The following is a 24,086-nucleotide window of genomic DNA, read 5'->3' as shown; positions in this document are numbered from 1 at the left end:
TGTCGGCGTAGCGCCCGCAGAGGATGACGGCGTCGACTTCAACGAGCGCATGAAAGAGATCCACGCGGAACTGCTCAAGCTCCAAGCCGAATCCAACACCCTCATGCAGACCATCTCCGAGAACATGAAGGAGTTGGGATTATGAGTTGGGCAACAGAAAAACTGGGCGATATTGCCGAATTTAGTAATGGACTGAATTTTGATAAGACAGCATACGGAGAAGGCATTCATATTATTGGAGTTTCTGATTTTACTAATAATTTCTATCCTTGTTACGATACGCTGTCACAAATAAAAGAAGAATATGTTAACGAAAAGAGTTTGCTGGAAGATGGAGATATTGGGAAGAGTTTTAAAAAATATGGTTAATTGAGTCTGGCTAATGCGTACAACCTATGAATAAAATAATGTTGACTAACCTGCTAAATGGGTTATAATATAATAAAATGCATTGATCAATCAAAATGGAAAAGCAAAAATATAGATATAATGAGAAAATGGTTGGTCTGATGTTGAAACTCCCATAATCTGCACATACTATGCTTGATGCAAATAAGATCAAATGGAGAATGATATATGTTACGGATACACTTCGGAAGTCTCCCGAAAGAGATTTACAATACAGAAGTTTATTACGAGAATCAATACGATAAGGAATGGGTCATGGACGAGTTTGCCCGCAGAGTTATTCGCGATATTGATGCGTCCGAGGTTCTTTCTCCCGATGTCATTTCTAACGATATTTTCGGCTCGTTTGCGTCAACCGAATTATCAGCAGGCGTCAAGACACTACTGTTAATCAAAAACATGCCGAACAAGATTTTCAACATCTCAAACTGCGGGGATAATTGCGCAAAGTATCTGCTGGAACTGGCGAAAGACCAAGACATAAAAGTCACGCTTCACCACGCTATGGATTTTGGAGACGACTTTGCAGTAAAGGTAGTTAACGACAGAAAGAGAAAAATCATCACCGACCCAGCCGAACTGCTGATGCTTGCACATCACTATCTTAGAGGTGAAGATAATGAAGGGTAACATGGAAAGTTATAACGCAGTATTAATAAGTCAAGGGTTATCGCAGCAGGAGAGGATGAAGAGACTGCATGACTTAGCTGTGAAGCAGTTGACTACACTGGAATCTATAGAAGTTGGCACATTGCCGCAACTCCCAATTTCATAGTCTCATAAAATGGATTTTGAGCAAAAAGACAGCCTCCAAATCGAGCAGATTTGGAGGCCTTTTTCATGCCTTTTCAGAGGGTACTACTAAGATGATGCTATTTCAATACTATGAGCAAAGTTTTGGGCGATTTCGGAGCAGATTTCAGACGGCTGATACTGAAATCAGGGCAAAAAAATAATGACCAAAACATCACTGTTTAAGCCATTCTTACGGTAAAAAGAACAATAAAAAAGGGTCTCCTCTTAGACATTTGGAGACCGCTGCTCTACCAACTGAGCTATACCCCTAAATATTGAGTTGAACGAGAGGGTGTCGCATGAACGTGCGGCACTTTCTTTCGTGCGAGAATTAGTATATCATCGAATGCTGAAAATGTCAAGATAAAAATGAAAACTCTGTTGATTATCCCAGGCAGATTCTACAGGTTTTTGATGGTGATGGCAGTTTCAGCGAACGGATCGCCTCATTTGTCCTCTTTCAAGTGCATTTCTCCTTTTTCAGCAGATAAAATCAACTTTTCCTCCATGCGGCTATTCTGCGGCTGAGGTAAGGTTTTCGTATGTGTAGGATTTGCAGTATTTTCTGGAGTTAAACAAGTTTAATCCCGAGCCGTTGTTCGATTCTTCGATGATATTACACTTTCGTATGCCCTTGCCGTGACGGATTTGCTGATTGTGAACTTTTCCTATTCGCAAAAGAGCTTCCAAAACAACGGAACGTTGTTTGCATCTGTACGAAACGTTGATTGACCTTTCTCCTGCTCTGCACTACAATAAAAGTACGGTACCGATAACATTGAAAGGAAAAAGTATTATGACAAACACAATCGGAAACAACATAAAGGAAAAAAGAATAAAATGCGGCTTTACCCAAGAGGAGGTCGCCAACCGCATCGCTGTCACGCCTCAAGCGGTAAGCAAATGGGAAAACGGCGGCGGTCTGCCGGACATCACTCAGATTGCACCGTTAGCAAGATTATTCGGCGTCAGTACAGACGCACTGTTGGGTGTTGCAACCGACTTGCAGGGTGCGGCACATCTGAACACTGCGCAGGAACATGTAACAGCGCTTTTAGAAAGTACGCAGCCGATCACCGAACGACACCTCGCCGCATACCGATACTTGTGCGAGGAATCCGACAGAGAACCGGCAAACTATCCGCTAATGTGTCTGTGTATCAACCACGGTGCGGAAATCAGCCGATACACTGATTTTGACGGTTTTTTGTCCGACCGTCCCGAGGAAAAGCACAGTATCTTTGCCGACTGCGAACGCAGAAATGCTTGTATTGACCGTTACTGCGAGGACAGAAACGTTATCGAAAAAGCAGACTTTGCCATGGCATGGATCTACTTACACTGTCAAGAGTTTGATAAAGCAAGAAAACGGATCGACCGTCTTCCGAGTCTTATGAGCAATAATCTCAGAGAACCGCTCGAAGCCCAGCTTGCACTGTTTGAGCACGGATACGCGAGCGAAAAAGAGGTGATCAAGAATAATATGCGCAAGCTGCTGCACGCGACCGGCAAGGAGTTTGCTTACAGCTTTGAGGATATTGCGCGCGAGGAAAAAGCTGAGGAAAGCGCTGCTTTTTTTGAGAAAATGTGCGGCATCATAAAAGCGTATGAAGCATTTGACTTCCTCTGCGACATAGCAAAAGAATGGGAGAAGGAGATCAGCCAATTTTTGCCTAAGGATTGAATAACCGCATATAGTTACCCGCCTGTTCACAGTGTATGAGCAGGCGGGAATTTTTTCTGTATATATAAATGATAATCGAATAAATCAGAATTTGTCAGATAATAATTACAGACAGAAAAATGCTTTTGTAATGCTCACCCATAGGGATCACACCCATTCAAAACAATCCTTACCCGCTCCAAGTTCAAAGTGGTATTTCACAAGACCTGTATCCACACCGGTAAAGATGCCGTTATCGCAGGAGATAGATACCTTATTTCCTTTACCTTTGATGGTGAATGCCTGTTTTGCCAGTGCGGTAGGTGCCAAGAGTGCTGCTTCAATGCCGTTCTTAAACCACTGTGGTGCTTCTCCGTCGTATGAACTGACCTGTTCTGCTGTCTTTGTCTTATGTGGAACACCTTGTGTCTGGCCATAACCAACAGCGATGATTCCTACAGGCTTTGCACCTTCGATTTTTTTCTGTGCTCCTTTTCGATTATAGGTACCGCCGACCCACCATGTATTCAGTCCCAGCGTCTGTGCGTAAAGCATCAGATCAGCTCCACAGTATCCACACAGTTCATCTGCACCATCAGGCCCGGCCATGATAAAGAAATTGTTGACCCCCTTAGCGAGGATCAGTTTGATCACACCGGGAACAGCACTATCATCATTGGTCATCAATTTGATAGATAGTCCATACTGCTCATTATTCTCTCTTACCCGACGATTCAACTTTTCTACGATATCCTCCGGAATAGGTTCATCAGTGTACTTTCGAACCATATGACGTTCTTTCATTGCCTGCTTCATATCCATGTTATTTACCTCCTCGCACCTCGGTGCCTGTTTATAAGAGAAATGAATATTCCTACAAATCCCGATTTTTCTTTTGATTATTATATCATTTTCATTCAATGATTTCCTCAAGAACCCGAACGGCAAGCGCTACCATATCTCTGCAGGTCGTGGTGAATAATTCGTGCTTTACAGCGTATTCTACTCCCTCCTGCGTGGTAATATCACAGCCGAGTATCTCATTGCAGATATATGTTCCGTTAAGTTCCTTAAAGCGATCCAGAAAACGGTTAGTCATCTGATTGGTTTTGTTTCGACTGTCGAGATCGTCTTTATCGGCTTGACCGTACATCATTCCGAGCACCATTAACGCTCCCGAACAAGCTCCGCACACCTCGCCTTTTCTCATTCCTGCGTTAAAGCAGGCGGCGATTTTCAACGCTTGTTCTTCCGTTAATCCGAGCTCGTCGGCATATGCGGCAAGAACAGACTGTGAGCAATGAAATTTATCTTTGAAATAGGATAACGCTTTTTCTTCGTGTGTCATTTAAATCCTCTCCTTAGTATAGATTAATGCTGTAAATCAGAATTTATTCTACTGTAAACTCTGTCCAATCAATATGATTATACTGCATTACATCGTCCGCTTTTTTCATACCGAGTTTTTCATAAAACGGTATCGCTTTATCATTGACGATCAGGTATACGGCGATATCCTTTTCGCCGCCTGCAACGGAAAGTGCCGTTTTCATCAGACGGGAGCCGATCCCCTGATGTAGATACGCTCTGTCCACGCCCAGATCTGTTATATACAGCCAATAAGCATAATCCGTTAATCCGAATAAGACACCAACGATCTTATGCTCTTGATTTCTTGCGACAAGGCTGACGGACACATTATCGACCAGTTTTTTGATCCGTTGTTCAAAGCGTTCCTTCGGATACTGCGAGCCTAAGTCTGTCCTTTTAAGAAAATCAATGTATTCCTCAGATGACAGGCGTTCCTCCTTGATTATTACAGAATTGTCCACATTAGCACATCCCCTAAATTCCGATTTATCTTTCTATCATTATATCATTTCAGCCTGATTTTGTCTATCTGTTGTGCCGGAAGCGTTTTTCCAGTGTGAGATGCACCCGTAATCAGTATGATCATTTTTTTCTCGTCAAGATTAAATATGTCAGTATCGGTCTCCATTTTCCTTTCGTGCTTCTGCCGTCCATTTGGAGATGAAATCCGTCTTCGCATCTGTATATGCATCCCGGTCATGCTCATATTGTTTCCAAAGCCGGAGCTTCAAGGTTTCATATTCTTTTGCCACGGCAGGATGCTCGTTCAAATAATCACGAAAGTACAGTTCATCATTGTCCCCTGCGTACCGCAGATGGATATGATATACTTTATCCGCAAATCCGTTTTCAGTATATCCCTTATTAAGTGAAATCCGGTTTGCCTCGGCGTACATGACGGTAAAACCGCTCTGTTCCAATAGTTGTGCTATATCTTTCATGTCAGTGCTTTGAGGAATCTCAATCATCACATCAACAATATTTTTAGCCCATATTCCCTGAATGGCGGTGCTTCCGATATGACTGATCCGCACAACAGGCTGAGCAGCTAAAAGACCGGTCAGCGTTTGCCTGATCTCATTGAAGCTATCTTTCCACCGATCATCGTGCGGCACAAGAAAGATGGGAAACAATGCCCATAACTCTTCCAATGTCATTTTAGATAAATCTTTTCCCATGCCCAAAGCCTCCATAAATTCCGATTTATCTTTCCAAAAGTATAACACAAAACACAAGATTAAATTGTAATGTGTGCTTCAAACGCTCAAACTGAAAGTTGCGCTCTCTTATTTGCAATATATCTCAATTGCTTTTGCTGTAAACAGAGCAGTTCCTTCTCCACCATAGCTATCAATGTTTTCGGTAAATTCTCCGCCACTTGCATACATCTTTCCCAGACCTGATAAAATTTCTTTTGTACAGGTGTAATAATTCTCTGTGATGAAATCCTGCAATTTTTTCACCTGTAATTGAACCGTATCACAGGACGTATCTAATTCTTTTATCTTGCCAAACTCTGTAAAAATAAGCATAAAACGATTGATTACATCCTTCTGCTGTGTATCAGACACCCCTTTCGTCTTTTCTTCAAATTCCTGATACTGGGCTATCTGTCCCCATTGTTCCTTTGCACGCTTTGAATAATCTTCCATCTTTTTTTTATCAAATACTTTAAAATACGTCTTATTTACTCCCATCGTTTTTATTCTTCGAGCAAAATCAATCAAATTTTCTATATGTTCCTTCTTCAATACCAAAAGTTCTATTTGCTGCTCTAATACTTTTTCCTTATTAAATTTAGGATTATATATAATATCTTTGATTTCTTTCAGTGGAAATTCCAATTCTCTAAACAATAAAATCTGTTGCAACCTTTCTAATGCTTCTTCATCATACAAACGGTATCCTACCTCTGTATACTCAGTTGGTTTTAACAGTCCGATACTATCATAGTACTGAAGGGTACGTATACTTACTCCTGTTAGCTTACTTACCTCATTTACTGTCCTCATAGGTATTTCCTTTCCGAATAATGGTCGTTTCACTCCAAAATCCATCTATTTCTTTCAAAATTTCTTCTGCTGGAAGTATTGTTGCGTCAACAATATCTTTTCCAGTTTTATCCAAATAATATTTCACCATATAATATCCGCATGCATACCCAGCACAATAAGGCATACCCACCGGAATATAATTTTGTAATTTTGCCATTTCATCTCCATACATATATGATGTAATATTGTCAAATCCTTGCACTTCTAAAGCGTCCTGGATAAGTGGCTTAATATATTCATTTAACATTTCCTGGTCAGTTTTACTAACCCATGGTCCTAAGTTCTCTTCACCGTAAAGTTTTACTGCAAAATTTTCTGCCAATCCTTCACAAATCATATATTCTGCTAATGATATTTCATTACTCCACTTTATATATTGAAATCTTACATTATGATTCGTCTCATGAGCTAATACAACTGGAATCCTTGTTTTTGTCGTTTCAGAAGGTACTAATGATCCAAATATGTATCCCGGAATTCCACCATCACCACAATAACCATCATTCATCACCGAATAGGGACTTGATGGATCTGCGAGCATCAATGTAAACATATACTCTTTAACCTTCAAATCTATTCCATGACTAACAAATGTCATAAGAGAGCTTTCAATAGATGCCACGCAATCCGTCCATAACTTTTCATCTGCTAATTCTGCAATATATTTTTGTTCTGTGTCTCCTATTTTTTGTGGCAATAAATATCCTAACATACCGCTTGCCATCACCACATCATATCCGCCAGATTGTTTTGCTTTCAACGGACAGTGATACATATCCCATTTCTTTTCAAATTTTTTCATAAAGTCATAGCGATATATATCATCTTTCTTCTCTAACGATGCATTTGCTATCTTTCGATAAATCTCATCTGATTTTACTATTTCTATTATAAATTCATGCATATCATTTCCTCCTATCGATAAGTACACTTTAAACTATTACGCAACGTAGGAGTCAAGACTTTTTCCAAATATTTATCTGATGAAACTTCAAAGTTTCATTTTCTTTATTCTATCACATGGGTGTGAATTTGCAATGAACATTCTAAAACTTGTTGCCCAAGAATGATTGCTCCTGCAATCGTTCCTGGGCGGCAAGTCCACAAAGGGGTAGCTGTCGCAAGACAGCGCAGGGGAAGTGTAGCTTCCTCTGGATGATTGGAGCAAAGGACTTTTGCGGAAAGCATCAAGCTCCCTGCTATTAAAAGCGCTGATAATATTCCCGTTGACGTTTACCGCAACTATGACCTGAATATCGAACTGAATATGAATATTCTCCGGTTCTTCCTCGGCATGGAGGAGACAGAGAGCTATCCTATTACAGCATAAAATTTACCCGCCTGTTCACATCGCGTGAGCAGGCGGGTATTTTTACAATAGAAAGAATTATAATCGGGTAAATCAGAATTTGTATCATTCTCTGATGAGTGCATACATTTTCATATCAACAATATTGCCACATTTCACGGCGTTACTTCTTAATGTTCCTTCATATTGGAATCCCGCTCTTTCTAACGCTCTACATGAGGCTATGTTGTGCGCAAATGGCTCAGCAAATATACGGATAATATCTGTATTTTTAAAAATATACTTACAGACTTGCTTAATAATACTTGTCATATAGCCATTTCCCCAATAGGACTCGCCTATATAATATCCCATTTCAGCAGTTCGAGAATGGATATTATCTTGCCGAAACACTCCGATACTCCCAATCACTTCATCATCAAGTGTTATCGCAAACGCATAAGTATTGTCCTTATTTGCCGATAGCATAGCCGAGATAAAATTCTCTGCATCTTGTTCCGTGTACGGGTAAGGCAGCCCATCTTTAAGATTATTCAAAACCTTCGGATTATTTAGATTTTCTGCCAAAACAGATTTATCGCTGATTCTCCATTCTCTTATTGATAAATTCATAATTATCCTCCGTATATTCCGATTAATCTTTCTATCATTATATCATTTCTGCCTGATTTTGTCTATCCGTTAAATAGTTAGCGATTCGTTTCAGGGATAAAAAACAGGCATCCTCATATAAGGCTGCCTGCGATTGCCATAATAGTAAATGCGATAAATCAGAATTTGTCATTTTCTTTTGGCTTTTTTGGGCTTTCTTTCGGGCAGTTCCGCATACATGCCTTTCAGTAATTCTGCAATCAAATCCTTGTCTTCAAATTTGTCAAATACGTGCATCAGTGTTTTAGAACCTTCGTAAGGATAACGCAGTTCTGAGTCGGCAAGAAGTCTGTCCGATGTCGGTGTTCTCTTCAAGAACAGTTCATTACCTCCGATATCACCGATCAGCTTACCGTTAAGGTAAACAAGATATCCGCCCATCATGGATTTTATGACAGTTTCGCCGACGGCAGAAAAACACTCACGTACATATTCGTTAAAATCATTCACAGTGATTACCTCCGCAAATTCCGATTTATCTTTCTATCATTATATCATTTCAGCCTGATTTTGTCTATCCGTCAAACAAAAAAAGACCTTGATGAAAACGAATCCATCAAGGTCAAATTCATTAAATATGCGTCAGTACAAGTTGCTAAATACATTTGAGAATAGGATCGATATATTTTTTATCAGTCCAATCACACTTGTTTTCTCCGGCATCCATTATTGCTTTCTCCCATATTTCATAATCGGCAGGATCCTTTTTGCTTACTGCTTTTCTCAGCATTTTACACAGTGTCTTGTCCTTGAACGACATTGAATCCATATCCCATGCACCACGGCAATAAAAAATCGGAATATCAGATAGTTTATCCTTCATATTATGACTTCTGATCTGCTTAAAAGCATCTTCGTCATATGGGGACGCACAGCAGAAAAACACGATTATCTTCTTATCGGATAATACATCGATATTCCTTTTCAAAAAAGAAAGACCGGCTATACCCATTGCATATATTCCACCGCCTAATACGATGATGTCATATTTTTCGACTTCTTTTATATTCGCTTTTTTCGTTTCGACACATTCAAATCCCGTAGCTTCCGATATCCAATCGGCGTATTTTTTTGTAGCACCGTATTTGGATTGATAAAGAATAATACCTTTCATAATTCTGCGCTCCTATATTTTCCGATTTGTCTTTTTGAAATTATATCATTTCAGTCTGATTTTGTCTATACCCCAAATAAAACAGGCAACCTCATATAAGGCTGCCTGCGATTGCCATAATAGTAAATGCGATAAATCGGAATTTGAATTCCCCGAAATCATTAGCATTCGCCAGTGATTATAGGGTTTTAATGAAATCCTCTGAAACCGTTGAAAACAAAGGATTTTCCGCAATCTGCTCACCGAATCCCGTTATTAAATGTTACACCATTTCTACAACGCCCGCGCCGCTCATAAAGGCAAAAACAAGGGCAAGATAAAATCATAACAGGATATAACAAGGTGTGGCAATCGGGCGGCAGGGAGCGATCCTCGCCGTCGTTTTTGTGAAATAAAAATATCTTGACAATTACATCGAGGTTCGATATAATGTATAGCGAAGTTCGATGTATTGAAGTGAAACAGTCTGGAGGATTTATGGATAGTAAAATAAGACGAATCTATGTCCCCATGACAGAGAGCGGATTCTATATACTATTCTGCTTGCAACAACCACAACATGGTTATGGCATCAGTCAACAGGTCAAACAGATGACCGGAGGCGATTTAGTTATAGGTGCTGGAACTATGTATGGAACTCTCTCGAAAATGGAAAAGGATGGGCTCATAGCTTTCGTAAGAGAAGAAGAAAAACGAAAGCTGTATCAGATTACTGGTCTTGGGGCAGAAATCTTATCTCTTGAAATTCGACGCATTGAACGTCTATACAAAAACAGTAAAGGAGAGAAAATAAATGAGTAACAGAAAGACGATGATTCGCTTTTTTACAATAGCAGATTATGAAGAAGAGGAGATTTGGCTGCGTGAGCAGCACAAAAAGGGATGGAAGTTGATGAAAACGATACTGCCCTGTTTCTATATCTTTGAAAGCTGCGCTCCAGAGGACGTTGTATATCGTTTGGACTATAAGAATAATACGGAAGACCATGATTATCTTCAAATCTTCAATGACTACGGATGGGAGTATTTTAACCGCTGTGTTGGATGGTTATATTTCCGCAAACCAGTGTCAAATGCAGATACAGAGCAGGACAGCGAGATATTTTCCGATGATGCCTCTCGTGTTGACATGGTCAATCATATTATCAAGACCCGTATGCTCCCATTATTAGTGATTTTTTTTGCCTGTCTGCTTCCAAATTTCATAAGAAGTGTGGAGGGCAGTCATCCTTTTGCTGATGTGTCTACGGTTATTCTTTCTGTTCTATTGCTTATATATCTTTATTTGTTTGTGCATTGCGGAATTAAGTTGCGTATGCTCAAAAAGAAATATGGCGATAACAGATAGATAATGTACCCACGAAATAAATGGTTGTAAAAAAATCCTGCATCCCCGCAGCTTCTTTTGGATACTCATTTTTTCAGGGGGTATACTTCTACAAAGACGAAAATACCCCTTGTACAAATCGCCTGATTTGTGCGAGGGGTGTATTTCGCTCTCTCAAGCGGCGAGGCATTGATGCGCGGTAGGCATTCTGAAAAAAGTTTCCCTTGTTTTGCCTCACAAGGGCAAAAACAAGGGAAAACGGAGCTTTTTATGGTAGCAGACCTGCAGGAAATGCAGGAAAATCAAAGGGTTTCAGAGATTCGGATAGACAAATCAGAACTTATCGGTAATTACTTTTACCGCTTTATCACTGATCGCTCTGTCTGAGAAGGACGCCTTTATAGAAGGTTTCAAGCTCGGTGTAAGGATGGCAACAGAAATATACGCAGATACTCAGCAGCGGAGATGACACATCAGTCGTCCCCGCTGTTCACGTTTATCGAGATATTTTTCCTCTGCCAGTAAAGACTCGGAGCATAACTCAAAACGCAACACGGACGATTTGTGAGCACCTGTGACGGTAATTCTGTCAGGTGGTTACAGATCATGTGTTGCATTCTTTTTGTGAAAAAAGTTCTGTTTTTATTCTCTGATGGAAATATACTTTCTCAAAGTCCCGTTAATGGACACTATAAGAGTTTATACTTAGATCATGGGGGCACCCTATTTTGGAGTGATGAAAGGCTAAAAAGTGGTATACACTTAGGTATATATCGCCAGTTTCGCCTTTGTGTTACGACGGCCTTCGTAGGCCGCCGAACAAGGCGAATGCGGGCTAAGCCCGCACCCCTATGAAGCAAATTGTGTTAGAGATTGGAGGTATGTAGGTTGAAAGAAATAAGGAATTGTATTATGAAATTCAGAGCGACCGAAGAAGAAAAATCTATCATTATGAAAAAGGTGGACGCCTCGGATCTGAGCATCAGTGAGTACCTGAGAAGGTGTGCTTTAGACAAACCTGTCATTGTCATGGAAGGAGTTGATCAGATAGCTTATGAGCTGAGAGCAATCGGTAATAACCTCAACCAGATCACCAGGGCGGTCAATTCCGGATATATTCATGCGGTCAATCTGCAAGAAATGGAGGAGGTGTTGGGTCTGCTATGGCAGTCGTTAAATTCGTTGCAGCAAAGTGTCCTATGAGTTATATCTTCAAATATGTCATGCGGGAAGAAGCGACAGAACGCAAACTCATTGACGGGTTGAACTGTTCTCCTGTCTCAGCCTGTGATGAATTCGAATATGTGAAGCATCAATACCATAAGGAGGACGGCAGACAGTATTACCATATTGTACAGTCGTTCTCTCCCGACGACAATGTTACTCCCGAACTGGCGCATGAGATCGGGATGATATTTGCGGAGAATTTCCCCGGATATCAGGTGCTGGTGGCGACCCATACGAATACCAAACACGTACATAATCACCTCATTATGAATTCGGTCAACTTCGAGAACGGCAAGATATTCCATATCTCCAGAGATCAGATGCTACAGTATAAAGAGATATCCAATCAGCTGTGTCGGCAGTATGGTTTGAGTGTGACCGAGGTCAAGACGAAGAAACGCGCACGCTGGAAGGACGAGCTGATTGAGACCTTGTATGACGCCTTAGAGAATACCGCTTCTAAGGACGAGTTCATCGAGTACATGGAGCTTCACGGATACAAGGTGAAGTGGGAGGATGAGTATAAGTACATCACGTTCACCACTCCCGAAGGAATCAAGGTCAGGGACAACAAGCTGTTCAATGAGTGCTTCCTCAAAGATAACCTTGAATTGTACTTCCTCTCAGGCGGTTGCATGGGAGGTCTTCCGATGGATTATCTGAACTATGTAACACCCGAGCATCCGTACAAGGCAGACAAAACGATAAGTACGGGTCTGTTTGAAATGCTGTGCGAGATGTTCTGCGCCATCGAAGATGAGCCCGGCTATACCCCTCAACAGCTGAATGAGATGAGTCAAGCGGAGAAAGCAGCCATCGAAAAGATACTCGGCAGGAAGATCACCAACGAAGCGTATCTGACGTATTGCACCAGAGAGGACTACGAGCAGCAGGCAGGAATCAGGCAGGGATGATGAGGGAAAATATTCCTCGCCTTAACAAAGATAGGGCTCCCGAGATTTCAATTATTATTACGCAAATCAAAGAAAACAAAAGTCGGCTCGTAAAGTCTTTTGTAACTGGATATTACGGATGGTTTATGGTATTGTTGCTTGCTAAGAAAGGAGAGATTTCATGGAACGAAAGCTACTGACAAACGGAACAACAAGTAAGAATAAGAACGGCAGATGGAACGGCTCCGTCTGGTATATGGACGAGCATGGTGAGCGGAAACGCAAATCCTTCTCTGCCGATACCCAAAAGGAAGTCAAAGAGAGGATCAAAAGCTATATTGAGCATTTCTATGATAAGCCGGAAGTTAAGGTAGACAATGCAAGTACCAAGTCCTTAAAAGAGAGTATGCAGAACTGGCTGGAGGTGTTCAAGTATCCGTCACTTCAACGGACGACCTATGACAGATATGAAGTGACTGCCGAGCATCAGATCTATCCTTATCTCGGTAAGAAGATCGTAAGGGATATTTCGGGTTCAGACATCAAGAAGGTGCTCAACAGCATTATGATGAGCGGTAAGTCTTACTCGACGTGCAAGAAAGCGTATCTGCTTCTCAGTGAGTTCTACCGCTATCTTGAAAGAGAAGATCTCATCGAGAAGAATCCGATGCGGAATGTTGAGATGATCAAGAAAGGAAATTATCTCTCCGCCCAAGGCATCGAAAACAAGCCACAGAATGAGCTTGTAACGGTCTTTTCTCCTGAAGAGATAGAACTCCTCAAAACAGAAGCGTTCAAGCGTTTCGGCAACGGTAAGCCCTTGTACAAGCAATCTGCCATCTACTTCCTCATGCTGAACACAGGACTAAGACGAGGTGAGGTGTGAGGACTGCTCAACAGCGACATCGACTTGGAGCATAGAGTTCTCCATGTACGCAGAGCGGTGAAAGAGTATTACCGCAGGGATGGCATGGACAGAGCAAAGGGTCAGGATACGAAGGTAGGCCCTCCGAAAAGCGCCACCAGCGTGAGAGATGTTCCGCTGAACGATACGGCGATCGAGATGATCAACAGACTGAGAGAGGAAGTGTATCTCGGTGAGGATACCCCTCTCATACCGAATGAGAAGGGAGACTTTATCAAGCCGATCAACCTGCTCAGACGCTTCTATCGACTGCAGACAGCGGCAGGTATCCCCGAAGAAGAGTTGAAAGGTCTTCATGCTCTCAGGCATACCTTCGCAACTACCTTGATCAACGGTATCAAACAGCCTGACGGAACGATCAAGAGCCTGACCGTGAAGCAGGTGGCAGATCTACTCGGACACACCACGACCGAGATCACAGAGCTGTATTACGTGAAGAAGGACAACACAAAGCTGGAAGGTCTGACCGACGCGTTCAACCTGTAATCTCAGAGTGTCATAAAGCGGATTTTGAGCAAAAAGACAGCCTCCAAATCGAGCGGATTTGGAGACCTTTTTATGCCTTTTCAGAGGGTACTACTAAGATGATGCTATTTCAATACTATGAGCAAAATTTTGAGCGATTTTGGAGCGGATTTCAGATGGCTGATACTGAAAACAAAGCAAAAAAAAATGACCAAAACATCACTGTTTAAGCCATCCTTGCAGTAAAATAGGCAATAAAAAAGGGCCTCCTCTTAGACATTTGGAGACCGCTGCTCTACCAACTGAGCTATACCCCTAAATATTTAGTTGAACGAGTAGGTGTCGCATGAACGTGCGGCACTTTCTTTCGTGCGAGAATTAGTATATCATCGAATGGTGAAAATGTCAAGATAAAAATGAAAAGTCTGTTGATTATCCTGGGCAGATTCTACTGGTTTTCGGCGAGAAAAGAGATTTCATGGAATGGAGCATCTTGTTTGTCCCCTTTCAAGAACATTTCTTCCTTTTCAGCAGATAAAACCAATTTTTTCTTCATGCGGCTTTTCTGCGGCTGAAGTATATTATAATTGAAAAGCTGATTATGCTTTTTGCCGTGAGCTGTTGAAAAAAATCCATAAGCGTGATAGTATATAGTTATGTATTGATGATCTCATATAGCTGAATAAAATAGAAAACAAATATAACGGGGTGGATTTTTCAGCCTCGAAGAATAATGCGAAAAGACATATAACGAGCCGAGGTAAAAATATGGCAATAAAGAAAAACGAGATATACAGCTCGCTTTGGGCAAGCTGTGACAAGCTGAGAGGCGGAATGGATGCCTCTCAGTACAAAGATTATATCCTTACTTTACTGTTTGTAAAATACGTTACAGATAAGTTCAAAGGCATTAAATATGCTGACATCACTGTGCCCGAGGGTGGTAGCTTTGACGATATGGTGGCTTTGAAAGGAGCGAAAAATATCGGAGAAGGCATGGACAAGGTGATTGCCAAACTGGCAGAAGCCGGCAATAATCAGCTTCGTGGCGTAATTGATAACGCGCATTTTAATGATGAGACTAAATTGGGCAAAGGTCAGGAAATGGTGGATAAACTCACCGGGCTGATCGCTATTTTTCAGCGCAAGGAATTTGATTTTCGCACCAACAAAGCAGGAGGAGATGATATCCTTGGTGACGCTTATGAATACTTGATGCGCAACTTTGCCACTGAAAGCGGTAAAAGTAAGGGACAGTTTTACACGCCGGCGGAAGTCTCTCGCGTTTTAGCTAAGGTAATCGGAATAGATCGTATTCAGGAAAGAGACGAAGACTGGTCGGTTTACGATCCGGCATGTGGTTCAGGTGCCCTGCTTATCAAGGCAGCAGATGAGGCACCCCTTGAGATTGCTATCTATGGTCAGGAGAAGGAAGTTACCACAGCTGGTCTCGCCAAGATGAATCTGGTGCTACATAACAAAGCAGCCGGTGAAATTGTAGCAGGAAATACTTTTTCTGATCCATATTATAGAGATCCAAAGAACGATGATGTGCTCCGCCGCTTCGACTTCGCGGTATCCAATCCCCCATTCTCCCTGAAGAACTGGACGGATGGGCTGAAGGAGTTCGGCCGTTTTGATGGTTACGGCGACCGTCCGCCGGAAAAGAACGGCGACTATGCTTGGTTGATGCATATTCTGAAATCGCTCAAAAGTACAGGTAAAGCTGCGGTTATTTTGCCTCACGGTGTTCTCTTCCGTGGAAATGCAGAAGCTACTATCCGTAAATCAATTATTGATAAGGGTTATATCAAAGGTATTATTGGACTGCCGGCTAACTTGTTCTACGGCACCGGCATCCCTGCCTGTATTCTGATAATAGATAAGGAAGATGCAGATGAGCGAACCGGCATCTTTATGATCGATGCCAGTCACGGATATGCGAAAGACGGCAACAAGAATCGCCTGCGTGAAGAGGATATTTACAGAATCATCACTACCTTCAATCAGCAGATCAAAGACGATCCCAAATATGCCCGCTTTGTCCCGAATGATGAGATCAAGATCAAGAACGATTATAATTTGAATATCCCTCGTTATATCGACAGTTCGGAGCCGGAGGATCAGCAGAATATTGATGCACATCTGCACGGCGGTATTCCCGTAGCAGATGTTGAATCCATGTCTAAGTATTGGGCCTTGTTCCCTGGCTTGAAAGAAAAGCTGTTTTCTGTTCTGCGTGAAGGATATTATCAGCTGAACGTTCCAAAGGAGGACATTCGTAACTGTATCTATAACGATGAGGAATTCTCCGCCTATTCTGAGCAGATCGATAGGGCTTTCGATGCATGGAGAGCGCAGGTGGATGAAGGACTGCGTAGTATTGACAATGATGTGGATACAAGACGATATATCGTTGAACTGTCCGAGCTCTTGGTCGCACAGTTTGCGGATCTTGAGTTGGTGGACAAGTATGACGTGTACGAGGTATTGCTCTCTTATTGGCAGGAGACCATGTCTGATGACGTGTTTGTCCTGAAGTATTACGGCTATGAGGCCGGACGCGAGTGGGAAAACATCATTGAGGAAACCGTGAACAAAAAGGGTGAAAAGAAAGAGAAGATCAAAGGCTGGGAGGGCAAACTCATTCCCAAGACTTTGGTGGAGCATATGTTTTTTGCAGAAGAGCGCAAAGCGATCGATGCAGCGCAGGCAGTGGTGGAAGAAACGCAGAGCAGACTGGATGAACTTACAGAGGAGCAGACCGGAGACGATGGTTATCTGAGGGACTATCTCAATGATAAAGACAAGGTAGTCGCCAAGCAGGTCACCGCCCGTGCAAAAGAGTTGAAAAAGGCCAAAACCGACAGCGAGGAAGCCCGCGTATTATCCGCTTGGTTAGAACTGACAGATACGCTGAAAAAGCAGAGCAAGCTCGTCAAAGAGCTGAACACAGCGCTTGATATCGCGCTGAAAGAAAAGTATCCGGAAATGAGTGACGAAGAGATCAGGGAACTGCTTGTCAATCGCAAGTGGTATTATGATCTGTTTGCCGGGATCAAAGCCCTGTATGTCACCGCCTCCCACAGTATGGCAAATCGCATCACGGAATTGGCTGAGCGCTATGAGACCACTTTGCCCGAGTTGGAGCGGGAGGTCAGCGATTACGAGGGGAAGGTCCGCGCGCATCTGGAAAGGATGGGATTCCAGTGGTAAAGCCGGGTTATAAACAAACAGAGATTGGCGTGATCCCGGAGGATTGGGAAATCAGATTCCTTCCTTTTTTTGGAGATGTTCTGAGTGGGGGAACACCAAGTACAAGTGTCAGCGATTACTGGAATGGGGATATTGCTTGGTGTACACCATCAGATATTACAGCAACCAGTGGAACAACTATTTCAAAAACCGAAAAAGCCATTACCGAACTGGGACTATCAAAAAGTGCAGCAATTCTATTACCGCCAGAATCATTGTTGTTGTGTACAAGAGCTACAATAGGAGATTCAAAGATTAATTCAGTACCTATGGCGACTAATCAAGGGTTTAAAAATGTGATACCAAGAAACTGTGATGCTTTTTTCTTGTACTATCTATTACAAACGAAGAAAAAAGAAATGCTTGAAAAAGCGATAGGATCAACCTTCCTTGAGATATCAAAAAGCGCACTTTGTTCAATACCTTTACAATACCCTGCGATACCCGAGCAAAAGTGTATTGCTAAAGTCTTGTCTGATATAGACGAGCTGATTGAATCACTGGAAAAGCTGATAGCCAAGAAAAAGGCTATCAAGCAGGGACTTATGCAGGATCTGTTGACCGGAAAGCGCCGTCTGCCGGGATTTACCGGGGAGTGGGAAAAGCAGAAAATGAAAAAGCATGTTGACTTTCAAGTCGGATTTCCTTTTTCATCTGCGTATTTCAATGATCGTTCGATCGGATTACGGTTGATACGTAATCGTGACTTAAAAAGCGATGATCAAATATTATACTCAACTGAGGCCGCAGAAGATTCATACATTGTTGAGAATGGCGATGTGTTAATCGGGATGGATGGAGATTTTTTACCATGCATATGGAAAAAAGGTAGGGCATTGTTGAACCAACGGGTTGGAAAGCTGCTTTTCTGCGATTCTATGTTTGGTCAGTTCGCTTATTATGCTTTTCAAAAACCATTAATGGAGCTGCAAGACGGAACTGGAGCTACAACCGTAAAGCACTTGTCTCATGGTGATATAAAAAAACTCATAGTTTCTATGCCACCAACAAAAAATGAGCAAATTGCAATAGCTTCATTTCTGATCGACATAGATGAGGAGATTCAACGGTATGAAAAACGAGCATATAAAGCCCGTCGAATTAAGCAAGGCATGATGCAACAGCTTTTGACGGGTAAAATAAGATTAGTTTAAAGGGATTAAGGGGAATGAGTTATGTCTTTGGATATTCATGTAAAAATCAAAAAAATAAAAAATATCGAGCATTTTGATTACACTTTTTCTTTTGATAAAGGCATCTATGCCCTTGTCGGAGAAAACGCTGTCGGAAAGAGTACGGTAATGTCTGCTGTGGCATCTGTCGTATATGGACAAAATCTTAAAAAATTAGGTGCATCTGAGCTTTATGAAGAGTCTGCTGTAACCATAAACTGCTTAGGAAAAGAAAACCTATGGACATTTGATAAAGCATCAAGTAAGCTGAATCCACAATTAGGAATAGGGTTTTATGGGATTTACGAAGGAAGTGTCTTTACTGGCACAAGGTTCGAGGATATGAAGAACCTTGATGATTTAACCAAAGATGCTAAATTCGTAAGCAAGCTAATTCCGGCAACAAATGAGTTAAAAAATGCGTTGAGTCTAATACTGCATGGTGAAATAGGACACTATCGGGAGCTATATAAACTGCAAAATATGGAAGTGGCCCGCCGGTATGGTTTAGGAAATATGCCATATTTTCTTAAACTTGATAACGGGAAGATAATCAGCAAGTATAAAATGAGTTCGGGCGAGTGTATGCTCATTTCTTTACTTAATTTCATAAACTCAACTGCTCTTAAACCGGATCAAATGAAGCATAAACATGCTGTGACTGATAATCGGCTGTTTATCTTTATCGATGAAGTTGAACTGGCACTTCATCCAAGTTCTATTGATAGATTGTTAGATTATCTAACGGATATGATCTCACAAAAAGATCTTACTGTGTTGTTTTCTTCTCATTCTTCTGAATTAATACGGAGAATGAATCCTCACAATATTTTCTACATGAAAAACGAGGATGGAGATTGTAGGATTATTTCTCCTTGCTATCCTCAATATGCTATAAGAAGCCTTTATAATCACGATGGCTATGACTGTACCATTCTCGTGGAAGATAAGGTTGCTGAGCTTATTGTGAGAAGATTGATTGCTGATTACCGAACAAAGAATAATCTATTAATGAATGTTCTTCCCGTTGGCGCATGGAATAACACGCTCGAACTACAGAAGAATTTTTGTGAGCAAAATATTCTTGGGAGGGACAAATTTACGTTCTCCATCATAGATGGAGATGTTCAACAACAAGCTAGTCGTGTCGAACAGTATAAGTCACTAAAAAAACTGTTTTTGCCAATAATGAGTCTTGAAAAGTACTTGTATCAAAAAATACTTGCGGAAAACGATACTGAGTTTATTACATATTTTGGAAACCGATACTTTACACTTACTTCATTTGATGATATCGTAAAAGGATGTAAATCTAACCAATATATTATGGGTGATAAGAGCGGAAAGGCTCTATATGAATTACTAATAAAAAAGCTCAAAAATGAACGTGTAGATGAAGATACACTGATCAGAGATTTTAGTTCATACTTGTTTGATAAAGAAAACTTTTCAACTCTTCAGTCTCAAATAGAACAGTTTATTGATAATAATTTCTCGAAATAAGGACGGAGGTTTCCTATGTCCCAAATCAACACCCCGGAGCGGATAACTCAAAATCATGTGCTCCGCTTCTTTTCGGATAAGACAAAGCTGAACTATACATATATAGGTAACCTGCACGATCACGAGAACACCAACATCATGCAGGAGCGGCTGCATGCTTGGCTTATCAGTCGTGGATATTCGGATCGTCTTGCTGACGGAGCTATCGACAGATTACAGCGGACTGCAAACGATCTGAGCCAAGGGCTGTATTATGCTAATCAGCAGGTGTATTCTCTCCTGAAATACGGCGCTAAGGTCAATGACGAAAACGGACAGCCGGTGACCGTATACTTTATCGACTTTGAGGAGCCGGAGAATAATGACTTTGCCGTAGCGGAGGAAGTAACGGTTGTTATGGCAAACACCAAGCGACCGGATGTAGTGGTCTACATCAACGGGATCGCGGTGGTAGTGCTGGAGCTGAAGAAGAGCACAATCTCTGTCTCTGATGGTATACGGCAGAACCTGACTAACCAGCGTGAACATTATATTGATCGCTTTTTCGCTACAATCCAATACTGCATGGCAGGCAATACCAGCGAAGGATTACGTTATGGTACGCTGCTTACTCCGGAAAAGAAGTATTTGGAATGGAAAGAAGATGGATATGCTTTTCATTTGGAAGAACTGTCAGCCAACGATCTGAGCATTGCTCAAGTCTGCAATAGCTTAGATGAAAAGTTGGATCAACAGCTTTATGCCATGTTCCAGAAAACCCGTTTTCTCGACCTGATCCATAACTTCATTATTTTTGATAAGGGACGGAAAAAGGTATGCCGCTATAACCAGTATTATGCCATTAAGCGCGCTCAAAGTCGTCTCACCCACAAAAAGCAGGGCGGTATCATCTGGCACACCCAGGGCAGCGGTAAGTCGCTGACAATGGTATGGCTTTCTAAGTGGATTCTTGCCAACGATCCTAACGCGCGTGTGTTAATTATCACCGACCGCGAAGAGCTGGACGACCAAATTGAAAAGCTCTTTATCGGCGTGGGCGAGAAGATCATCCGCACCAAAAGCGGAGACGATCTGATCAAGCGACTGGACAAAATCGAGGATCGGCTGATTTGCTCATTGGTACACAAATTCGGCAAGCATGGCACTGATACATCTGAAAAGGATTACGAAAAATATGTGGAGGATCTGCTGGCAGCGCTTCCTTCAGACTTTTCTGCCAAAGGTAATATCACTGTATTTGTAGATGAATGTCACCGTACCCAGTCGGGCAAGCTCCACAAGGCTATGGAGGCAATTCTGCCCAAAGCGATCTTTATCGGTTTTACCGGTACACCTCTTTTGAAAAAAGACAAGCAGACCAGCTTGGAGGTGTTTGGCGGATATATTCACACATATAAATTCGATGAAGGTGTCCGTGACGGCGTGATTTTGGATCTGCGCTATGAAGCAAGAGACATTCCTCAGGACATTACATCACAGGACCGTATTGATGCGTGGTTTGACGCGAAAACGGTCGGCCTGATGCCGCGCGCTAAGGCTCGGTTAAAAGCGCATTGGGGTAACCTGCAAAAAGTGTTCTCCTCTCGCTCGCGTCTGGAAAAAATTGCAAACGACATCATATTTGACTTCGAGACAAAGGCGCGATTGATGGACGGAGCGGGCAATGCAATCCTTGTGGCGGGATCTGTATATGCGGCTTGTAAGTATTACGAGATCTTCCAAAGCAAAGGCTTCCGCAAGTGCGCAATCATTTCATCCTACGTTCCGCAACCCGGTGATCTGCGTACGGATACGGTCAGCGATGATGAAGACACGGAGACTTTTGAAAAGTATTCTACCTACCTGCGCATGATTGGCGTCAATCCCGACGAGGATAAAGCGAACATAGCCAAAAAGGTTGAAGAGTTTGAAACGGAAGCAAAGCGTAAGTTTGTAGATGAACCGGCCAATATGAAGCTGCTCATCGTAGTTGATAAGTTATTGACCGGCTTTGATGCTCCGCCTTGCACTTATCTTTATATTGACAAGGCAATGCATGATCACGGCCTTTTCCAAGCAATTTGCCGCGTCAATCGTCTTGACGACGAAACCAAAGACTTCGGTTATATTGTTGATTATAAACAGCTTTTTGGTGATTTAGCCGAGGCAATGAACAAATACACCAGTGGTGCATTTGAGGCGTTTGACGCTGAGGATGTGGAAGGCCTCCTTAAAGATCGTACAACTGAGGCGAAGAATTACTTTGAAGAAACGCTAGATGCACTTGATGAGCTGTGCGAGGGTGTGGATGCCCCGCGCGAGGAATTGCAGTATATTCATTATTTCTGCGGCGAGAGCGGTGTGGATTTGGAAGCAGACGAAGCTTTTGCCCGCGCAAGGGAAAAGATGTATAAGCTAACCTCTCGTTTGGTGCGAGCCTATGCTGAATTGAAACCCCGCATGGATGAGGCAGGATACTCTGTTGAGCAACAAGAAAAGCGAGATACGCGTGTCAATTTCTATGTGGCATTGAAAGAAACAATCGGTCGTGCCAGTGGTGATTTTATCGATCTGAAAGCCTATGAGCCCGGAATGCGCTATCTGATCGATAATTATATTACAGCAGAAGAAGCACGTAAAATCGGTATGTTTGATGACTTTACATTGTTGGATTTCATCCTCACACAGGCTGATACATTCACTGATGATTCGCCGAAAAGCACAAAGGAAAGTGCAGCAGAAACCATCGAGAACAACATCCGACGGAAAGTTGTCGAACGCATTACGATCAACCCCGCTTACTATGCAAAAATGTCCGAGGTACTGGAGAACTTGATTCTTGATCGTAGAAAAGGAGTACTAGCCTATAAGGAATTATTGGCACGTTATGTCGAACTCGCCAAAAATGTTACTATGCCTGAAGACAGTGATAGGTATCCTAAAAGCATTCGGAAAAGTGGTGCACTGCGTTCTCTGTATGACAACTGTGGTGAGGACGAAGAGCTTGCCCTTAAGCTTGACAAGGCAATTCGCTCAAAAAAGCAGGATGGTTTCCGTTATAATCCTGTTAAAGAGAATCGAATAAAGCGGGAGCTGTATAAAGTGCTCGGCGATGAAGACGAGGTTGATCGAATCTATATGCTTGTCGTTGAGCAAGAGGAGTATTAATGAAAATGGATGTAGCGGGGATTTCCGTAAAAATCACAAAAAAAGATATCAAAAATATGCACCTCTACGTAAAGCCGCCGGATGGACATGTTGAAGTTTCCGCTCCCCGACATTTATCGGATGAGAGTATATCTATGTTTATCCGTACACGTGTCGGCTGGATAAAAAAGCAGCAGGAAAAGTTTCGAGAACAGCCACGTCAGACTGAACGAGAATACGTTTCCGGGGAGACGTTATATGTATGGGGCAAACAGTTTTTTCTTCAGATTGAGTACAGTAATCACGGAAATACATTAACCCTATCAGGAGATAAGGCTATCCTTACGGTTCGGAAGGAAAGTACAGCTCAACAAAGAGAAAACTACGTAAATGAGTGGTATCGTGAGCTGCTGAAGGCTGAGATCGAGAAACGCCTTCCGAAGTGGGAAAAGCTAACCGGATTATATTGTAGTGGATGGCAGACGAAGAAAATGTCAACCAAATGGGGCACATGCAATACTAAAACCGGAAAAATCTGGATCAATCTGCAACTTGCGAAAAAGCCCTTTGAATGTCTAGATTATATCTTGCTCCATGAGCTGACTCACTTGCAGGTGAAGGATCACGGTCCGGAGTTTCTTGCTATTCTTGATGAGTATATGCCTTACTGGCGTGAAGTAAAAAAACAGCTTAATGATAGTACATTGGATTATTTACCGGAGACATAATTAGAATAGTTATTATCCGATGTTATTCCAAATGTGCGCAAAAGCATTTTTTCAATCCCTCGGTTTTGCCGGGGGATTGTTGCTTTTGATGTAAATCTGC

At 42.0% G+C, this 24,086-nt stretch carries 23 protein-coding genes; 14 read left to right on the top strand and 9 right to left on the bottom strand.

Annotated elements, in window-relative coordinates:
* Positions 1-141 precede the first annotated feature (141 nt).
* From KQI83_RS07635 to KQI83_RS07625, 3 genes are all read left to right on the top strand, one after another.
* Positions 142-369 (top strand): hypothetical protein, encoded by a 228-nt coding sequence (locus tag KQI83_RS07635; protein WP_216556262.1) that lies wholly within the window; start codon positions 142-144, stop codon positions 367-369.
* Between the two features lie 207 nt (positions 370-576).
* A complete protein-coding gene (locus tag KQI83_RS07630) occupies positions 577-1,038 on the top strand; it encodes a DUF4869 domain-containing protein (protein WP_216556259.1) in 462 nt (153 codons plus the stop codon).
* A gap of 961 nt (positions 1,039-1,999) precedes the next feature.
* The gene (locus tag KQI83_RS07625; protein WP_216556256.1) at positions 2,000-2,887 is read left to right on the top strand and encodes a helix-turn-helix transcriptional regulator; all 888 of its coding nucleotides are present in this window, start codon (positions 2,000-2,002) and stop codon (positions 2,885-2,887) included.
* A 147-nt stretch (positions 2,888-3,034) separates the two neighbouring features.
* On the opposite strand, the gene KQI83_RS07620 is transcribed toward KQI83_RS07625, so the two are convergent.
* From KQI83_RS07620 to KQI83_RS07580, 9 genes are all read right to left on the bottom strand, one after another.
* A complete protein-coding gene (locus tag KQI83_RS07620; protein WP_216556253.1) occupies positions 3,035-3,688 on the bottom strand; it encodes a nitroreductase family protein in 654 nt (217 codons plus the stop codon).
* A 91-nt stretch (positions 3,689-3,779) separates the two neighbouring features.
* Positions 3,780-4,214, bottom strand: coding sequence for a C-GCAxxG-C-C family protein (locus KQI83_RS07615; RefSeq protein WP_092965555.1), 435 nt, complete (start codon positions 4,212-4,214; stop codon positions 3,780-3,782).
* 43 nt (positions 4,215-4,257) lie between these two features.
* Positions 4,258-4,698 carry a GNAT family N-acetyltransferase gene (locus KQI83_RS07610; protein WP_216556251.1) on the bottom strand — a complete coding sequence of 147 codons (441 nt, stop codon included), beginning with the start codon at positions 4,696-4,698 and terminating at the stop codon, positions 4,258-4,260.
* 150 nt (positions 4,699-4,848) lie between these two features.
* Positions 4,849-5,415, bottom strand: coding sequence for a GrpB family protein (locus KQI83_RS07605; RefSeq protein ID WP_216556248.1), 567 nt, complete (start codon positions 5,413-5,415; stop codon positions 4,849-4,851).
* Positions 5,416-5,523: 108 nt separating this feature from the next.
* Positions 5,524-6,249 (bottom strand): MerR family transcriptional regulator, encoded by a 726-nt coding sequence (locus tag KQI83_RS07600; protein ID WP_092979412.1) that lies wholly within the window; start codon positions 6,247-6,249, stop codon positions 5,524-5,526.
* Positions 6,233-7,195, bottom strand: a complete 963-nt coding sequence (locus tag KQI83_RS07595; RefSeq protein WP_216524667.1) for a DUF2268 domain-containing protein — start codon at positions 7,193-7,195, stop codon at positions 6,233-6,235. Before KQI83_RS07595 ends, KQI83_RS07600 begins: the two co-directional genes overlap by 17 nt.
* Positions 7,196-7,705: 510 nt before the next feature.
* A complete protein-coding gene (locus tag KQI83_RS07590; RefSeq protein ID WP_216556245.1) occupies positions 7,706-8,212 on the bottom strand; it encodes a GNAT family N-acetyltransferase in 507 nt (168 codons plus the stop codon).
* A 168-nt stretch (positions 8,213-8,380) separates the two neighbouring features.
* A complete protein-coding gene (locus tag KQI83_RS07585; protein ID WP_216556241.1) occupies positions 8,381-8,701 on the bottom strand; it encodes a TfoX/Sxy family protein in 321 nt (106 codons plus the stop codon).
* A 145-nt stretch (positions 8,702-8,846) separates the two neighbouring features.
* Positions 8,847-9,365: a flavodoxin domain-containing protein gene (locus tag KQI83_RS07580; protein WP_253295547.1), complete on the bottom strand. Its 519-nt coding sequence runs from the start codon at positions 9,363-9,365 to the stop codon at positions 8,847-8,849.
* Between the two features lie 429 nt (positions 9,366-9,794).
* Between KQI83_RS07580 and KQI83_RS07575 the strand changes: the two genes are divergently transcribed.
* The 11 genes from KQI83_RS07575 (at position 9,795) to KQI83_RS07525 (ending at position 23,986) form a co-directional block, all read left to right on the top strand.
* Positions 9,795-10,166 (top strand): PadR family transcriptional regulator, encoded by a 372-nt coding sequence (locus KQI83_RS07575; RefSeq protein WP_330622330.1) that lies wholly within the window; start codon positions 9,795-9,797, stop codon positions 10,164-10,166.
* Positions 10,159-10,713 carry a DUF2812 domain-containing protein gene (locus KQI83_RS07570; RefSeq protein WP_216556238.1) on the top strand — a complete coding sequence of 185 codons (555 nt, stop codon included), beginning with the start codon at positions 10,159-10,161 and terminating at the stop codon, positions 10,711-10,713. Before KQI83_RS07575 ends, KQI83_RS07570 begins: the two co-directional genes overlap by 8 nt.
* Positions 10,714-11,604: 891 nt before the next feature.
* Positions 11,605-11,895, top strand: coding sequence for a MobC family plasmid mobilization relaxosome protein (locus KQI83_RS07565; RefSeq protein WP_216556235.1), 291 nt, complete (start codon positions 11,605-11,607; stop codon positions 11,893-11,895).
* Entirely contained in the window at positions 11,856-12,833 is a 978-nt protein-coding gene (locus KQI83_RS07560; RefSeq protein WP_216556232.1) for a relaxase/mobilization nuclease domain-containing protein, read from the top strand. Before KQI83_RS07565 ends, KQI83_RS07560 begins: the two co-directional genes overlap by 40 nt.
* 160 nt (positions 12,834-12,993) lie before the next feature.
* The gene (locus tag KQI83_RS07555) at positions 12,994-13,698 is read left to right on the top strand and encodes a tyrosine-type recombinase/integrase (protein ID WP_216556229.1); all 705 of its coding nucleotides are present in this window, start codon (positions 12,994-12,996) and stop codon (positions 13,696-13,698) included.
* 24 nt (positions 13,699-13,722) lie between these two features.
* Complete coding sequence (locus KQI83_RS07550; RefSeq protein ID WP_216556226.1) at positions 13,723-14,223, top strand: tyrosine-type recombinase/integrase; 501 nt, start codon at positions 13,723-13,725, stop codon at positions 14,221-14,223.
* A 747-nt stretch (positions 14,224-14,970) separates the two neighbouring features.
* Entirely contained in the window at positions 14,971-17,418 is a 2,448-nt protein-coding gene (locus tag KQI83_RS07545; RefSeq protein ID WP_216556223.1) for a type I restriction-modification system subunit M, read from the top strand.
* A complete protein-coding gene (locus KQI83_RS17070) occupies positions 17,412-18,611 on the top strand; it encodes a restriction endonuclease subunit S (RefSeq protein WP_216556220.1) in 1,200 nt (399 codons plus the stop codon). Before KQI83_RS07545 ends, KQI83_RS17070 begins: the two co-directional genes overlap by 7 nt.
* A gap of 21 nt (positions 18,612-18,632) precedes the next feature.
* Complete coding sequence (locus tag KQI83_RS07535; protein WP_216556217.1) at positions 18,633-20,132, top strand: ATP-dependent nuclease; 1,500 nt, start codon at positions 18,633-18,635, stop codon at positions 20,130-20,132.
* A gap of 15 nt (positions 20,133-20,147) precedes the next feature.
* Positions 20,148-23,279 carry a type I restriction endonuclease subunit R gene (locus tag KQI83_RS07530; protein WP_216556214.1) on the top strand — a complete coding sequence of 1,044 codons (3,132 nt, stop codon included), beginning with the start codon at positions 20,148-20,150 and terminating at the stop codon, positions 23,277-23,279.
* Positions 23,279-23,986, top strand: a complete 708-nt coding sequence (locus KQI83_RS07525; protein WP_216556211.1) for a M48 family metallopeptidase — start codon at positions 23,279-23,281, stop codon at positions 23,984-23,986. Before KQI83_RS07530 ends, KQI83_RS07525 begins: the two co-directional genes overlap by 1 nt.
* Positions 23,987-24,086: the final 100 nt, after the last annotated feature.

The sequence above is a fragment of the Roseburia sp. MSJ-14 genome, assembly GCF_018918225.1.
Lineage (GTDB): Bacteria > Bacillota > Clostridia > Lachnospirales > Lachnospiraceae > Petralouisia.
Note: the sequence above shows the minus strand (reverse complement) of the source record. Positions and strands in the feature narration are given on the sequence as shown.

What these genes read in the sequence shown, in the direction of transcription:
- KQI83_RS07635 (WP_216556262.1), top strand. Translation starts at nt 142, where the DNA reads ATGAGTTGGGCAACAGAAAAACTGGGCGATATTGCCGAATTTAGTAAT.
- KQI83_RS07630 (WP_216556259.1), top strand. Translation starts at nt 577, where the DNA reads ATGTTACGGATACACTTCGGAAGTCTCCCGAAAGAGATTTACAATACA.
- KQI83_RS07625 (WP_216556256.1), top strand. Translation starts at nt 2,000, where the DNA reads ATGACAAACACAATCGGAAACAACATAAAGGAAAAAAGAATAAAATGC.
- KQI83_RS07620 (WP_216556253.1), bottom strand. Translation starts at nt 3,688, where the DNA reads ATGGATATGAAGCAGGCAATGAAAGAACGTCATATGGTTCGAAAGTAC.
- KQI83_RS07615 (WP_092965555.1), bottom strand. Translation starts at nt 4,214, where the DNA reads ATGACACACGAAGAAAAAGCGTTATCCTATTTCAAAGATAAATTTCAT.
- KQI83_RS07605 (WP_216556248.1), bottom strand. Translation starts at nt 5,415, where the DNA reads ATGGGAAAAGATTTATCTAAAATGACATTGGAAGAGTTATGGGCATTG.
- KQI83_RS07600 (WP_092979412.1), bottom strand. Translation starts at nt 6,249, where the DNA reads ATGAGGACAGTAAATGAGGTAAGTAAGCTAACAGGAGTAAGTATACGT.
- KQI83_RS07595 (WP_216524667.1), bottom strand. Translation starts at nt 7,195, where the DNA reads ATGCATGAATTTATAATAGAAATAGTAAAATCAGATGAGATTTATCGA.
- KQI83_RS07590 (WP_216556245.1), bottom strand. Translation starts at nt 8,212, where the DNA reads ATGAATTTATCAATAAGAGAATGGAGAATCAGCGATAAATCTGTTTTG.
- KQI83_RS07580 (WP_253295547.1), bottom strand. Translation starts at nt 9,365, where the DNA reads ATGAAAGGTATTATTCTTTATCAATCCAAATACGGTGCTACAAAAAAA.
- KQI83_RS07575 (WP_330622330.1), top strand. Translation starts at nt 9,795, where the DNA reads ATGTATAGCGAAGTTCGATGTATTGAAGTGAAACAGTCTGGAGGATTT.
- KQI83_RS07570 (WP_216556238.1), top strand. Translation starts at nt 10,159, where the DNA reads ATGAGTAACAGAAAGACGATGATTCGCTTTTTTACAATAGCAGATTAT.
- KQI83_RS07565 (WP_216556235.1), top strand. Translation starts at nt 11,605, where the DNA reads ATGAAATTCAGAGCGACCGAAGAAGAAAAATCTATCATTATGAAAAAG.
- KQI83_RS07560 (WP_216556232.1), top strand. Translation starts at nt 11,856, where the DNA reads ATGGCAGTCGTTAAATTCGTTGCAGCAAAGTGTCCTATGAGTTATATC.
- KQI83_RS07555 (WP_216556229.1), top strand. Translation starts at nt 12,994, where the DNA reads ATGGAACGAAAGCTACTGACAAACGGAACAACAAGTAAGAATAAGAAC.
- KQI83_RS07545 (WP_216556223.1), top strand. Translation starts at nt 14,971, where the DNA reads ATGGCAATAAAGAAAAACGAGATATACAGCTCGCTTTGGGCAAGCTGT.
- KQI83_RS07535 (WP_216556217.1), top strand. Translation starts at nt 18,633, where the DNA reads ATGTCTTTGGATATTCATGTAAAAATCAAAAAAATAAAAAATATCGAG.
- KQI83_RS07530 (WP_216556214.1), top strand. Translation starts at nt 20,148, where the DNA reads ATGTCCCAAATCAACACCCCGGAGCGGATAACTCAAAATCATGTGCTC.
- KQI83_RS07525 (WP_216556211.1), top strand. Translation starts at nt 23,279, where the DNA reads ATGAAAATGGATGTAGCGGGGATTTCCGTAAAAATCACAAAAAAAGAT.